This is a genomic window from Paenibacillus sp. EB106-05-06-XG162 (assembly GCF_058791655.1).
Genome location: NZ_JBYTDT010000010.1, coordinates 1 through 14,452, shown reverse-complemented (window position 1 = coordinate 14,452; position 14,452 = coordinate 1). Strand labels below are relative to the sequence as shown.

The 14,452-nt window shown below is 49.6% G+C and carries 15 protein-coding genes; 7 read left to right on the top strand and 8 right to left on the bottom strand.

From position 1 onward, the window contains the following. Window positions 1-10 precede the first annotated feature (10 nt). On the bottom strand, window positions 11-1,060 hold the full coding sequence (gene selD / locus AC3WU2_RS19810; protein ID WP_492456797.1) for a selenide, water dikinase SelD: 1,050 nt from the start codon (window positions 1,058-1,060) through the stop codon (window positions 11-13). 101 nt (window positions 1,061-1,161) lie between these two features. Between selD and AC3WU2_RS19805 the strand changes: the two genes are divergently transcribed. The 3 genes from AC3WU2_RS19805 to AC3WU2_RS19795 all read left to right on the top strand — a co-directional run bounded on the left by AC3WU2_RS19805 (window position 1,162) and on the right by AC3WU2_RS19795 (window position 4,465). After that, window positions 1,162-1,881, top strand: a complete 720-nt coding sequence (locus AC3WU2_RS19805) for an SOS response-associated peptidase (protein WP_492456796.1) — start codon at window positions 1,162-1,164, stop codon at window positions 1,879-1,881. 18 nt (window positions 1,882-1,899) lie between these two features. Then, on the top strand, window positions 1,900-3,162 hold the full coding sequence (locus tag AC3WU2_RS19800; RefSeq protein WP_492456795.1) for a hypothetical protein: 1,263 nt from the start codon (window positions 1,900-1,902) through the stop codon (window positions 3,160-3,162). A gap of 97 nt (window positions 3,163-3,259) precedes the next feature. Further along, window positions 3,260-4,465 (top strand): hypothetical protein, encoded by a 1,206-nt coding sequence (locus tag AC3WU2_RS19795; RefSeq protein ID WP_492456794.1) that lies wholly within the window; start codon window positions 3,260-3,262, stop codon window positions 4,463-4,465. Window positions 4,466-4,509: 44 nt separating this feature from the next. On the opposite strand, the gene AC3WU2_RS19790 is transcribed toward AC3WU2_RS19795, so the two are convergent. Continuing rightward, window positions 4,510-5,493, bottom strand: coding sequence for a helix-turn-helix transcriptional regulator (locus AC3WU2_RS19790; RefSeq protein WP_492456793.1), 984 nt, complete (start codon window positions 5,491-5,493; stop codon window positions 4,510-4,512). Window positions 5,494-5,625: 132 nt separating this feature from the next. On the opposite strand from AC3WU2_RS19790, the gene AC3WU2_RS19785 reads away from it, so the two are divergent. Continuing rightward, window positions 5,626-6,498, top strand: coding sequence for an SDR family oxidoreductase (locus AC3WU2_RS19785; RefSeq protein WP_492456952.1), 873 nt, complete (start codon window positions 5,626-5,628; stop codon window positions 6,496-6,498). A gap of 60 nt (window positions 6,499-6,558) precedes the next feature. On the opposite strand, the gene AC3WU2_RS19780 is transcribed toward AC3WU2_RS19785, so the two are convergent. The 6 genes from AC3WU2_RS19780 to AC3WU2_RS19755 all read right to left on the bottom strand — a co-directional run bounded on the left by AC3WU2_RS19780 (window position 6,559) and on the right by AC3WU2_RS19755 (window position 12,070). Further along, a complete protein-coding gene (locus AC3WU2_RS19780) occupies window positions 6,559-7,416 on the bottom strand; it encodes an SDR family NAD(P)-dependent oxidoreductase (RefSeq protein WP_492456792.1) in 858 nt (285 codons plus the stop codon). A gap of 84 nt (window positions 7,417-7,500) precedes the next feature. Beyond that, window positions 7,501-8,091, bottom strand: a complete 591-nt coding sequence (locus tag AC3WU2_RS19775; RefSeq protein ID WP_492456791.1) for a TetR family transcriptional regulator C-terminal domain-containing protein — start codon at window positions 8,089-8,091, stop codon at window positions 7,501-7,503. Window positions 8,092-8,627: 536 nt separating this feature from the next. Then, window positions 8,628-8,975 (bottom strand): MmcQ/YjbR family DNA-binding protein, encoded by a 348-nt coding sequence (locus AC3WU2_RS19770; RefSeq protein WP_492456790.1) that lies wholly within the window; start codon window positions 8,973-8,975, stop codon window positions 8,628-8,630. Between the two features lie 29 nt (window positions 8,976-9,004). After that, entirely contained in the window at window positions 9,005-9,997 is a 993-nt protein-coding gene (trpS, locus tag AC3WU2_RS19765; protein ID WP_492456789.1) for a tryptophan--tRNA ligase, read from the bottom strand. A 494-nt stretch (window positions 9,998-10,491) separates the two neighbouring features. Next, entirely contained in the window at window positions 10,492-11,790 is a 1,299-nt protein-coding gene (locus AC3WU2_RS19760; RefSeq protein ID WP_492456951.1) for an MFS transporter, read from the bottom strand. 82 nt (window positions 11,791-11,872) lie between these two features. Next, entirely contained in the window at window positions 11,873-12,070 is a 198-nt protein-coding gene (locus AC3WU2_RS19755) for a hypothetical protein (protein WP_492456788.1), read from the bottom strand. Between the two features lie 208 nt (window positions 12,071-12,278). Between AC3WU2_RS19755 and AC3WU2_RS19750 the strand changes: the two genes are divergently transcribed. From AC3WU2_RS19750 to AC3WU2_RS19740, 3 genes are read left to right on the top strand one after another with little or no spacing between them, the layout of a single operon-like run. After that, complete coding sequence (locus AC3WU2_RS19750) at window positions 12,279-13,241, top strand: ROK family protein (RefSeq protein WP_492456787.1); 963 nt, start codon at window positions 12,279-12,281, stop codon at window positions 13,239-13,241. Between the two features lie 10 nt (window positions 13,242-13,251). Then, window positions 13,252-13,578, top strand: a complete 327-nt coding sequence (locus AC3WU2_RS19745; RefSeq protein ID WP_492456786.1) for a YnfA family protein — start codon at window positions 13,252-13,254, stop codon at window positions 13,576-13,578. After that, window positions 13,560-14,237, top strand: a complete 678-nt coding sequence (locus tag AC3WU2_RS19740) for a bifunctional 4-hydroxy-2-oxoglutarate aldolase/2-dehydro-3-deoxy-phosphogluconate aldolase (protein ID WP_492456785.1) — start codon at window positions 13,560-13,562, stop codon at window positions 14,235-14,237. Before AC3WU2_RS19745 ends, AC3WU2_RS19740 begins: the two co-directional genes overlap by 19 nt. Window positions 14,238-14,452 lie beyond the last annotated feature (215 nt).

Below are 14,452 nucleotides of genomic sequence, written 5' to 3'. Positions count from 1 at the left end.
AAGGACCCCTTTAGCGTACGACGATACGTCCTGGATGATTCTCGGTCGTCTCGCCAATCATGCTTGCTTCGACGCCGGCTTGTTGCAGTTGTTGAAGTAATTCCTCGGCCTGTTCACCAGCGACGGAAATGAGGAGTCCACCGGAGGTAACGGCATCGCATAGAATCCATTGTCCGACCTGATCCAGCTCGGCCGGGAAGGTGATGGATTCCTGCACGTGAGCGAAGTTGTTCTTGGTTCCGCCCGGCACGAAGCCTGCTTCAGCTAGCTCACGCACGCGTGGCAGTACAGGGACTTGATCCGCATGAATGATCAAGCCAACGCGGCTGCCCTTGGCCATCTCAAGGCTATGTCCCATCAAGCCGAATCCCGTCACATCCGTACACGCATGAACATCGAAAGGCTCCATCGTCTCAGCGGCTTTCTTGTTCAACGTCGCCATGACGCTCGTTACGCGTTCGACTTCCGACTCGCTAAGCTGATCTTTCTTAATCGATGTTGTGAGGATGCCGACGCCAATCGGTTTGGTGAGGATTAGCTTGTCCCCAGGCTTGGCTCCTGCATTGGCACGGACTTTATCGGGATGTACCAGACCAGTCACGGCAAGACCGAACTTCGGCTCTTTATCATCGATAGAGTGCCCGCCGACGAGCGTGACGCCTGCTTCATTCATCTTGTCTTGTGCGCCGCGCAGAATATCGGCGAGGACCTGTTTGTCCAACGTATGGATCGGAAAAGCTACAATATTAAGTGCAGTGAGCGGTTTGCCGCCCATTGCATAAATATCACTGATCGCATTCGCAGCAGCGATCTGGCCGAAGGCATACGGATCATCCACGATCGGAGTGAAGAAATCGACGGTCTGCACGATTGCAAGATCGTCAGTCAGTTTATAGACACCCGCATCATCGCTCGTATCGATCCCGACGAGAAGGTTCGGATTCGGGATCGCTGGCGGTAAGGAGCGAATGACTTGCGACAAATCCGCAGGGCCGATTTTGCAGCCGCATCCGCCTTTCGTGGAATAAGAGGTTAATTTAATTTTCTCTGTGGCAGACATGTTCTTGTTCCCCTTTCAATCTTGGACTAAGATGGAAGTAATTATATATTCATGATAACCGATTTTACGGTTCGAAATCTATTCTCGAGGAGGACCGCCTCATGTGCGGACGATATACCATTACGATGACCTTCGACGAGTTAGTCGTGCGATATTTTATCGAAGAAGTGAATGACCCCTTCTATCTACCCAGATACAACGTGGCTCCGATGCAAATTGTCCCCGCGATTATTAACGATGGAAGCCGCAACCGTCTAGGTCCGCTGCGCTGGGGGCTCGTCCCGAACTGGGCGAAGGATCAGCGGAAGGCGGGCGGCATGATCAATGCAAAGGCGGAGACGCTGCTGGAGAAGCCTTCATATCGTAATCTAGTATACCGCAAAAGGTGCATCATTCCAGCGGATTCCTTCTACGAATGGAAGGCGATTGGAAGCAAGAAGCAGCCGATGCGGTTCATGCGGAGGGATGAAGGAATTTTTAGCATGGCGGCTTTATATGATAGCTGGGTGAACCCGGAAGACGGCGAGAAGATCAGCACGTTCTCGATTATTACGACGACGCCGAACAGCCTGGTGTCCGATGTGCATGATCGGATGCCGGTCATTTTGCGCAAGGAAGATGAGGCTTACTGGTTGGATCGCCATCAGTCGAACCCGGACAAGCTGCTGCCATTACTGAAGCCTTATCCTGAATCCGAAATGATGCGCTACGCGGTGTCCAGCACCGTAGGAAGCGTAAAGAATGATGGCCCGGAATGTGTTGCGATGGTTGATGAACTTAAGGCGACGGAGGAAGAGTCCGAGCACCCGTATTTATTTTAAAGGGAGAGGAGAAAAACGATGGAAAATGAAGTCGAATTGTCTCGTGCGAAGACGTACAAGCAAAAGCGATGGAAATGGAGGTGGAGGACCGGAAAGCAGCCTCAGCAGCCGACCGTGCCTGCCCTTCTCGATGATGGGATAACGACGATGGATCGCATTAATATTCGTCACATGATTATCATTGGCGCGATTATCATGGCGTTAATCTATATTTTTAACCGAGTAAGTGCGATGGAGCGGGATATTTACGTCGATAATCAGATTGATCTGAATATGATGTGGAATTTCGTGATTTATATGATTAAGGGCATGGTCTGCTCTATTTTTATCCCCATTGTGTTCTATCTTTTTCATTTTGCATTCTATTTCATACAAGATTCTCGCATTACGCTGGCTAAGATTGAGAAGTATTTTACGATCGTGCTCTACTACTGCGGACTGAGTATACTATGTGCGCTCGCATTTCCGTTGTTATTTATCTACTTATTGGTGAATGTATTGCAAAATCATCAGCTAGATTCGATCAGTTATCTCATCGTTGCCGTGGTGATCGCGCTCGTTCTTCTGGGCTTTTATCTGATCATTCGGGTGACTTCCACCAAGAGATATATCGGTAAAAGCTATGGATTGTACGTCGTGATGATGTTCTTGTTCATGATCGCCTTCTATATGTATCCATCGGCTAAAAGCGCATGGTTCCCATCCATAGCCGTCTCGAGTACGGAATTTTATTCGTCCAAAGATGATGCTGCGCTCGTGAAGTTCAAGGGCAATGCCGTGGGAGCGTACCTCGTGCCAGCACCTTATGCGGACAATGAGAAGGAGAAAGGAATCCGGCTTAAAGAAATATACGTAAATCCGGGGGTACGGCAGTTCTTAATCGACTTCACGGACCCGCGAATTACCGCAGACAGCTATGATATTGTGATCATTTATCAGAATGAAGGGTGGCTCCCACCGTTTACAAGTGCATCAAGTTCGGGCGAGAAGAAGATATCGAGACGGGTTGCGTACATTTTTGACGGAGGAATTGAGGATAAGGCCGATTATTTGAACCGATATATGACTTTGTTGAAAAGAGAAGGACCGGCTAAAGGGGTGACGCCGGAAGCCTTGGACAAGACGTTAGCGCATTTTGCTAAGGTATTTCAAGCGAATCGCTACGATTTCCGTAACAAAGAAGTTCAGACTCTGCTTGAACCGGTAAGAGCGCAGATCTCGCCTGATGTGCAGGATGTATTTAGTAAGATGATTACGGATAGTGTCTTCAATACGAATTAGCGGTGGACTGCAACCTTTCTGGCGAAGGGGCGTCTATAGGATGGTTGTTACATTAATTTCCAACCTATCATTTTATTCCTATTGGGGAGTGTTACGTGTGAGAGTAAATGGGAAGTGGAGAATTGCCGCGTTGGCTGTGTTGAGCGCTACGCTGCTGATGGGTAGTAGCGTGAGTTATGCAGCAGAGTCGAATGCGCCGGCAGGTACGGTCGTGGAGAATCGTCCGGACGTCGCGCCGAAAATTGAGAATCAATATGTTGGGTATATCGATGAGGAGAGGGGAACGGTTTATTACAATGTGAGTGGACATGATGGAGATAGCTACTGGAGTGCCGTCGTTGAACGCAAGCCGGATGGAAGCCTAAGTCGGTGGGGAGAAGGGTTTACTTGGGTAAGTAAAGGGACCCCAAAGGACGCGCCTAACGTCTGGATTCCGTACAATGTGGATATGGAATTCCAACCTTCTTATTATGACTGGACGGAGGACACGGTCCACGAGGGTCCGAACTTCATACTGTCACCGAATAGCAAGTGGGCTTTTATCGAGCAATCGTATTATCTCACTGTGGGTGACAAACGCTATGTTTATTGGATGCGTAATGTCGAAACAGGAGAGATTGTAGAGTGGAATGAGAGCTACGGAAATGCAAGAGCGGCTTGGACGGCAGACGATCGGATCATTTTGAAGCGCTACAGTGAGAAAGACCGTCAGAATGAGATTGTGACATACGATCCTGCATCTGGGAAGTGGGAGCGGATCTTGTTAGGGACATTATATGCCTATGATATCAAGAGCAACCTGATGGTTTATGTGAATAATGAACCGTCTCGACAAGAAATGGTATATGATCTTGGTACGAAAAAGTCACGTCCTCTTGTTGATGATACGGAGCGGAGCCGTCTATTTGCTTGGTCACCGCCAGGATATGAACAGCAACCGGAGCTCGATGCGAATTTGGACGTCTGGAAACTCCCGGTTCACCCTGTTGCGGTCGTAAGGGATACATTGCATACTGTTCATGTCGATGGCAAAGAGATTGCAGTCCCATATGTCTTCAACAGAGATGGAGCGCAATGGATTCCGATGCGTGAGCTGGCGCAGAAGCTGCATTGGCAAGTGAAGCTGGAGTCCGCTAAGGATCGTGCCGCAGTACCGAGATATCGCTACACGATCCAAGTCGGTTCACGGCAAATCGGACTTACCCCAGATAACAGTAGGATCATGAACGATCATGTCTTCATGACACAAGCACAATTGAAAACACTAGGGTATTCGGATATTACAATTACATCGAATCGTTAACGGATTTGGGTGATGAGGGCTGGGCAGGAGTTAACTGCTCAGCCTTATTTCTTTTTGTGCGTTGTATTCCGATAAGCCTCCACAATCGCTTCAGCCTGCCGCACGACGAGGTCATGCAGCTCCTGCGGGGCGACGACCACGGCGTCGGGCCCATAGCCTAGCAGGTAGGAAGCTGCGGATTCGATCGTATCGAATTGAATCCGTGCGGTGCTCCACTTCGGAACGTCATGCAGGGGCTCTTTGTGTAAGATGGTTGCGAATCGTGCATACTCAATCCGGGTTAGGATGACGTTATGTACCTGAATGACGGCCTCGTAGCGTGGCAGATTGGTTTTGAAACTTTGCACAGATGCATCCCAGTAAGCGGCAAGATTGAAGTCAGCGGGGCGCTCGAAGGATTGCTCCGTCTTGCTGGCATGCTTGATCCGGGAGATACGATACGTGCGAAACGTGCCTTCTATTGTAAGGGCAGCGACATACCATGCGTTTCCTTTGACGACGAGGCCTAACGGTTCAATCATCCGTTCGGTCACCTCAGACTGTGAGGATGACGGATAGTGAATGAGTAGCTGTTTTGCTTCCCACACGGCTTCTTGGACGACTGATAGCCAGGAAGAGCTGCTGCCCCCAGTGCTCCAGCCCGCGCCATCAATATGAATGCGTTCCCGGACGAATTCAGCATCCGCTTGGAGGGTTTTGGGCAAAGAAGCGAGCAGCTTGAGAAGGGCGGAATCATATTCTTTGTGCAGACCTAGTTCAGATAACGTCTCCGATGGATGAGCTAACAGCAGCGACATCATCTCGTCCGCATGCAATCCCGTAAGATTGGTGCGGTATCCTTCCATGAGCGCCCATCCGCCGCTTGAGCCGCGCTCTGCATAGACCGGAATCCCGGCCGTACTCAAGGCTTCCATATCCCGATGAATGGTCCGCTCAGAGACTTCGAGTCTTGCTGCGAGTTCGGATGTTGTCATTTTGCCATGGCTTTGAAGATATAACAGAATGGATAATAAGCGGTCGCCGCGCATGCTGAATACCTCCTTGGATCAAACTGAATTTCATATATGACAATTGATGTCATCATAGGGATGATACATTAGACACAGGTAACATGCAAATAGGAAAGGTGGATGACGATTCTTATGACAAATTCTATGCAGATCAAATCGCTGGCAGGAAAAATAGCTGTTGTGGCAGGAGGAACTCGCGGTGCAGGGCGGGCGATTGCTGTATCCTTGGGGGAAGCGGGAGCGACGGTCTATGTGACGGGGCGTAGTGTCCGCGGATCTCTATCGGATATCGGACGCAGTGAGACGATTGATGAGACAGCGGAGATGATTCAGGCAAGAGGCGGCACAGCCTTTCCAGTTCGTGTGGACCACACGGTGGAATCGGAAGTTGTTGCCCTATTCGAGCGTGTGAAGCAGGAGCAAGGACGTCTGGATATTCTCGTCAATGATATTTGGGGTGGCGAATCGCTGGTCGATTGGACGAAACCGTTCTGGGAGCATTCACTTGGGAAAGGTTTGCTCGTGCAGGAGCGAGCCGTACGAACGCACATGGTTACAAGCTACTATGCGGCGCAGCTCATGGTCGAGAATAAGCAAGGGTTGATTCTCGAGATTACGGACGGGGTTAGTTATGATTATCGCGGCAATCTGTACTATAGCTTGGCCAAGATATCGAACATTCACCTGGCGCAAGCGATGGCTGCGGACTTGCGTCCTCATGGCGTAACTTCATTATCGTTAACGCCAGGATTTCTGCGGTCGGAGGAGATGCTGGAGCACTTCGGTGTTACCGAAGCGAATTGGCAGGAAGGCGCGAAGAAGGACCCTAACTTCATCGCATCCGAGACACCATATTATATCGGCCGAGCTGTCGTTGCGCTGGTGAGCGATCCGTGCGTATTCGAGAAAACAGGCGGAACCTACAGCACATGGGGACTGTCAGAGGTGTACGACTTCACGGATCTTGATGGGACAAGACCGCATTGGGGACGGCATTATGCGGAGCATGTTGCGAAAGCATAATCATACCTCGGAATGGAGCTGCCTATCAGGGGTCCAAACCAAGATAGGCGGCTCTATTGATTAAGCACCTTCAATAAATGTATTTTCCCGTGACGGTGTCGGTGCGATGCTAGCTTGACGAGCTACCTTACATACAAGTCGCATGACCTTCCGATGAAGTGCAGGGAATAGGGTGAATACAATATCCATCGTCCGCCGCAGAGGCATCGGGCAAATGATGGGTTCATTTCGCTTCAGCCCCTTTAAGGCAATGCTTGCGAACTGCTCAGGGTGCATCAATTTTTGTTTTTGCATTTGGGCTGTGATTTTGGCTTTATCCATGTTAAGAGTCTCGCTCTTCTCGAAAATCGGAGTATCAACGAAGGAGGGGCATAGCGCGCTGACTTTGACACCGAATGTTTCGGCTTCATAATGAAGCGATGTCGTTAGTCCGACGACCGCATGCTTCGTGGTGGCGTAGGCAGCGGCTGTCGGTGAAGGACCGAGCCCGGTAGCTGAGGCCGTATTGGCAATATGCCCGAAGCCTTGCTGCTTCATAATCTGGTAGGCGATACGCGTTCCATGAATCACACCCCACAGATTCACATTCATGATCCGTTCCCAATGCTCGCGTGTCGTATCATATAACTCCCCGCACATGGAGATTCCCGCATTGTTGAACATATAGTCAAGTCGCCCGAACTCTTGATGAATACTTCGAATTACCGTTTCTACTTGATCGGCATCGGTCACATCGAGGTGGATGCCGCGTGCGCTGCCGCCTGCTTGTTCAATCGCATGGACGGTTTGATCCCGGCCTTGTCGATCGATATCGGCTATGATCACATAGATTTGTTCACGAGCTAACTCGATTCCAAGCGCTCGCCCAATTCCCGAGGCTCCGCCGGTGACAATGGCGATTTGATGCGATGTTGTCAATTTACCCACATCCTATTAGTCGTATTTGTTGTGATGAATTAGAACGTTTAGAACGATCGTTCTAATCCGAAGATAGGCAGCTCCTTATTTCTGTCGGATACCGCCGAGAAAAATCGTAACACACTGTTGGAACATGCCGTGAAGCTGCTCAACATCCATCGTGTAAATATGCTGGCATAAGGAGCCGAACCACGTGCCGAGCAGAAAGGTTGTCGCCTCAAGATTCTCAATCGCAAACTCATCCGAATCGATCCCAAGCTGCAGAATGGTCGCATAGGCTTGCATGGGTGTTGCGGCCAGTCCGTAGAGCTCCTGCACGGTCTCTGGTTGAACGTTAGAATTCGCTGCTAATTCTTGACCTACCTTGAGCAGCGGCGTATGGTAGTTGTTCAACACGAAGGTAGCCATCGCGTATAGCTTCTCGGTGGCTGTCTCATAATTCGGCGAGATGGCAGCCCATTTCTCGGCCCATACACGCATGCCGTCCTTCGCGAGATAGAGGAACAACTTTTCCTTGTTTTCGAAATGGTAGTAGACATGCCCTTTGCTGTAGCCCGTTTCTCTAGAGATATCGGAAATAGAGGTTCCTGCAAATCCTTTTTGTGCAAACAGCTGTGCTGCTTTCTCTGCGATCTCCCTGCGCGTAAGATCACTATCGTAATGTCGTTTCATCATCTGTCATCCTTATCTATGGAACGATCGTTCTATTTAAATCATAATCGATGGATTGCCGCGAGACAACAGATAATGGAAAATTTCACAAGCTATCCACATAAGTCTAAAAATAGACACGGACCTCCATTGGGACATGGAATACAACAAGAGGAGGCAGCTCGTCGCCAGCCGAGGGACACGTAATCCTTCCAGTCGACGGGCATGAGATTCAATCCATCGAGATAAGAGAAGATGATGTACAGAACAGAATTGGCTAACCTGTATATTTGCAGTAACTTGGGTCCTATAAGAAGCAAATCTAATATTATAGTGGATTCCTGCAGTAATTTGACATCATTTCGGCGCAAACAAGTCATATATGGCTGTCCATCCTGCTCAGATCCATGATAGACGAGGCTAAGGGGTATGATCTGCGTCCTACATTGTACGAAATCCAACATAGCAGCAGGGAACTAGCATCGTACGACGTGATACTGTCGCCCAAAAAAAGATGAAGCAAGAACAACTCTTGCTTCATCTTCCTAGACAATTTTAATTTATCCCGTGATTTCGGCTTTCTCCGCCTTCGTTAACCCTTTGAAGACCAACTCGTACGAGTGATCGATCAGCATCTTGATCTCCTCGTCCGTAAGATTGCCATCCAGGGTGACGGTATTCCAATGCTTCTTGTTCAGATGGTAGCCGGACTTGATCTCAGCATATTGTTCCCGAAGGGAGGCGGCACGAATCGGGTCGCATTTCAGGCTGATGTGAGGTGCTGGGTCGTCGGACGACATGAGTGCGAACATTTTATTCCCTACCTTGAGGACGCGCACTTCATTCCCGAAGGGAAAAGTCAGGCTAGTACCTGGTTTGCTTAAGCAGTATTCTAGATAATGGATCATGTGCGATTCATTCCCTTCTTGCAATCTATTTACTTAAAATATTGAATCCCCATCACTTCACGTACTTCCTCCATCGTATGGCGTGCGATACCACGAGCACGTTCGGTTCCATGCTGGAGCATCTCATCGATGAATGCAGGCATGGCTTCATAAGCAGCGCGGCGTTCGCGCATAGGCGCAAGCAGCCCTTGGAGGGTATTCGTGATGCGATGCTTGCACTCCGTACAGCCGATGGTGCCTTGTTCGCATGCAGCATGAATTTCGGCTGCTTCATCCGCTCGAAAAGCTTGATGGTAATGGTAGATCGGACAGCGTTCCGGATGCCCCGGGTCGTTCTTATGAATCTGTGCAGGATCGGTCACGGCTTTCCGCACTTTGAACGCAATCTCTTCGTTACTCGCGCTTAAGGCGATAGCATTCCCAAGACTTTTGCTCATCTTCGCATTGCCGTCGAGCCCGATGAGTCGAGGGAACTTGCTTAGCAAGGCCTGAGGCTCAGGGAACACGGGTCCATAGAGCTCGTTGAACCGCCGCACAATGTAACGTGAACTTTCTAAATGCGGAAGTTGATCCTCGCCGACGGGGATGATCGTTGCTTTGCAGAATGTAATATCGGCTGTCTGACTGATCGGATATCCTAGAAAGCCGTAATAGAGCTCATCGAATGAGCCACCTCTAGATTCCGCTTTGATCGTTGGATTGTGACACAGATGATTCACCTTCACGAACATCGAGAAGAATACGGTCAGTTCAGCAATTTCCGGAATCATGGACTGAATGAAAATATTCGCGTGCTCCGGATCGATGCCCACCGCTAAATAATCGAGTGCAACTTCGCGTACATGCTCCCGAATCATCTCGGGGCGGTCAAAATGAGTTGTTAGAGCTTGCACATCTGCTAACATGATGAATGTATCATATTGATGCTGCAGCTGTACACGGTTCTGTAAGCTTCCGGCGTAATGGCCAAGGTGAAGTCGGCCTGTCGTGCGATCTCCTGTTAATACGCGTTCTTGTGTCATATAAGCTCCTCCTTAAGAACACATCAGCACGCAGCTGGTGTCCTTTTTCATTGTGATAACATATGCAACGAACGAACCACGCCCACCACCAACCATCTTCCATGACCATCACCTCCTTCAACCTGTCAAATTGAACAAAAAAAGCCTTCGCCTATAGAAAGGACGAAAGCTTCGTGGTACCACCTTTATGAATCGTCACACGCCCAGGAAAGGGGAGGACAGATCCGCTCTAACGATACGGAATCGCTGATGCATTGCCGAACACCGGCACAGCTCATCGATATCGCTCCCTTGATAACGGCGGGAAACCCGGTACTCCCTACTCTCGTAGATACGGTTCGGGAGACAACTCCAAAGGCCATTCAAAGTACGCTGGACACCGGTTCACAGCTCCCACCGGCTCTCTGCAAGTCCACATTCGCGCTTTTACTTACCCTTTTTCAATGTCGTTCAGTAAGTTATTTCCATTTCCAGTATCATACGCGTTCGAATGACTATACGTCAAGCGCAGATTCGCGAATGCGTACTTGATCCGCTTGCTTCAACTTGAACATGAATCCTAGCGCAGCGAACACGATGAAGATACCGCCAAGCAGCCAGAAGAGCGATGAAATGGAAATATGCTGCATGCCGATCCCAGCCAAGTTCGGTGCAAGAATGCTGCCAATGCTGAAGATGAAGCTGGCAACGACGTTGGCCGAAGGCAGATAAGCCTTGGGCAGAATATCTGCGGCAAAAGCGAGTCCCAGCGAGAAGAAGGAGCCCAGCATGCCGCCAGCGATCATGAACAGGATCAGAATGGCTGTCGGATTAGCACCGTAGAGCGGAATGAGCAGGAACGCAATCCCGCCGAGGAATCCTGCGCCCATGAGCACTTTTTTTCGTCCAATCCGGTCACTTAGCACGCCAAGCGGTAATTGCAGAATAAGCCCTCCGATGCCGAAGAACGGCAGAAGGAAGGAGATCCAGTTCTGTTCCAGTCCAATCCGAAGCGCATAAATCGGGAAGCTGCTGTTCATCGATGCTTCGGTGTAGCCATATAGGAATGCTGGTAAGAGTGCGAACCATGCCCATTGGAAAGACCGTGTATAGCGGCGTTCCAGCACAGGTGCATCTTTTTTTGTCCCCATGACCTGATAGTCAGGCAGAATGAACATAATAAGGAGCAGCACAATGGTACATAGCACGCCGATCGCTGCGAAAGGCACCCAATCGCCGAACACAAGCAAATTCATGCCGAGCGGCCCAATGCTGAACCCGATCCCGTAACTCATGCCATAGAAGGAAAGGTTGCGTCCCCGATTCTGTTCATTACTCGATGTAAGTACCCAGAGTTGGGATGCGTAATGCAGCGCACTGTCGCCGACACCGACTAAGAAGCGCAGCGCGAACCAGATCCAAATGCTCTTAAACATCGGAAACAGTGCTAGAGCAATGATGACGAGCATCAATGAGAGTGAAATGAGTTTTTTGAACCCGAAATAGGCTAATAATTTCTCCACGAAAAAGAGAGTTGAGAAGATACCGATATAGAGCATCGCCGCATTCAATCCGTTCAAGTCGGATGAGACGCCCATATGCTCGAGCAGAACCGTTAGCAGCGGCAGCAGCAGTCCCTGACTCGCGCCCGTCACAATAATAACCGTAATCATAATGAAATAATGCAATCTCGAGGTTTGCATTGATGTGGAATCATTGTTCATGATGTATCCTCCTCTAGATGTAAACAGCACAACCGTTCTATTATAGTGAAATTGATGGAAAATCTCAACCGCGAGTGAAAGGTACAAAATAGAAATCCCACCAGCGCGCCGCAGAATGCTAAGCACGAGGGTGGGATAAAGTCATCTGAAAATATGTAGTTGATCGATGAAATCAGAAAAACAATTTAATGACGACGAGGAAAATAATATAGCCGGCAATGGATCCCCCGATATAGGTTAGTCCAGCACGCTTCCTTTCCTGAAAGAGCCGCAATACCCCAAGGCTAAGCAGTGGGCAAATTACCATCAAGAAGACGGCAATCGTAATGAATAGCGATGCATCAATTTGACTAATATCAACAATGGTCACTAGAATAACCCCCGTAAATGAATTCGATAACGAGATTGTGTGACGAGTATCACAATAGTATTATATAGAATGCTGCTGACATTTACCTTAATAATCCTTTTCCAAATGGGGCGAAATTAAGAATTTTCCGAATCCACGGGAATCGATATGATATAATAATCGATAGATTATATGAATCTATTTCCTTTAGAGAGCAGGAGGAGAAGTTGTGAGTTATTTGGTTGGGATTGATGTTGGAGGAACGAACATTGTGTGCGGTCTGGTCGATATGGAATACAACTTGTTGCAAACGCTTAAGCGGCCGACCGAACGGCATCTTGGCAGCGACCACGTGCTGAACAAAATGGTATCGATGATCGACGAATTGCTAAATAATGCGAAAGTGGATCGCAGCGAATTGAAGGCAGTTGGCGCGGGGATCCCTGGATTTATTGATCCGAAGAGAGGGTATGTCACGTTCAACTCGAATTTGCAGTGGAGAGACCTTCCATTCGCAGATTTATTGAGTGAGAAAATTGGCGTACCTGTATTTATAGATAATGATGTGCGGATGTACATTTTTGGTGAAGCGATGAAAGGTGCCGGTAAAGGTGCGAATGTCGTACATGGCGTTACGATTGGAACGGGCCTTGCGGCAGCGACTGTATCGAACGGTGAGCTGTTCTATGGAAGCGGGTATATGGCAGGAGAGCTTGGACACGTCACGATTGATGGCGAGAAGACGCCATGCGGTTGTGGACTAACGGGATGCTTGGAGACGGTTGTGTCGGCTACAGGGATTGCGCGTCAAGCAACGGAAGCGCTAGCTGCGGGACGTGAGAGCTCGCTACGTGAAGTCTATGAGAAGGGTGAATTGACAGCAGCGGAAGTGTCGAAGGCCTACGATGCTGGTGATGCATTAGCCATTGAAATTATGAACTATACCGGTAAGGTGCTCGGAAAAGGCCTTGCTTATTCTATCAGCTTGTTCAGCCCTGATGTCGTTGTGATTGGCGGGGGCGGCGCGATGGCAGGAGAACGTCTGCTCAAGCCTATGCGCGAAGAATTGCAACGTTCAGTCTACAAAGGGTATCTGGAGCGCCTCAGTATTCGTGTCGGAGAGCTTATCGATAACGGCGGCGTTATTGGAAGTGCTGCATTCGCGAATAGCAGCGTGTCCAAACAAGCATAGTCGAATTCCAATGATGATTGCCATTATTTTGTTCATTATCGCAGGACTCGCTGAGATTGGCGGCGGCTACCTGGTCTGGTTATGGCTGCGTGAGGCCAAACCGATGTGGTATGGCCTCCTTGGGTCGGCGATTCTGATCGCCTACGGCGTGATACCGACCCTGCAGAAATTCCCTTCCTTTGGTCGGGTTTATGCTGCGTACGGTGGGGTGTTCATTATTCTTGCTGTCTTATGGGGATGGCTCGTAGATCGGAAGACGCCAGACGTATATGACTGGATTGGCGCAGGCATTTGTATCATCGGCGTGTCCATTATGTTATGGGCCCCGCGATCTTAGATTTGGATGAGAAAGGACGAGTAGAATTGGATCTGACGACGCAATTATTACAGCATCGCATCGTCGCGATTTTCCGCGGCATTGCAGACCATCAGGCGGATGCAGCCGCACAGGCGCTTGTCGATGGCGGCGTTGCTTTTATGGAAGTAACCATGAATACGGCTGGAGCGCTGCCGATTATTGCGAGATGGCGCGAGTCATTCGATGGAAAAGCTTATATTGGAGCCGGTACCGTCTTAAATGTAGCGATGGCGAAGGAAGCCATTGCTGCAGGCGCACAGTTCTTGATCTCACCGAATCTAGATGAGCAGGTGATCGCCTACGGCGCTGAGCGTGGCGTGGATGTCTGGCCCGGCGTCATGACCCCGACCGAGATCGTTCGTGCATGGAACGCTGGGGCGAAGCTGGTGAAGTTGTTCCCGATGGCTTCGCTCGGACTGTCTTATCTGCATGAGATTCGTGCACCGCTCGACCATATTCCGATCATGGCAACAGGCGGCGTCGATCTGAGCAACATTGCAGAGACATTCGCGGCCGGCGCTGCTGCAGTTGGTCTCGGTACGAAGCTGGTTCGACCGGATCTGATCGCAAGCGGAGATTTCGAGCAGATGACGGTGAATGCGCGGGCGTATGTGAATGCGGCTGTGACGACACATTGAATAGACAGGCCGTGTGGAGACTTCCATGTCCGTGGGGATATGGAAGTCTTTTTTGGGATGGTTGCGTGGCAAAGCACGCTCCGCTCGCCGAAATAACTGCAAATGTGCAGTTGTTTCGCTCGCATTGGCACATCCCACGGTCAAGTCCATATGTGTGTGTAAATTCCTCCATGAGATTGTCTAGATGAATTTCAAAAGTTAAGCAGCAGATTTAA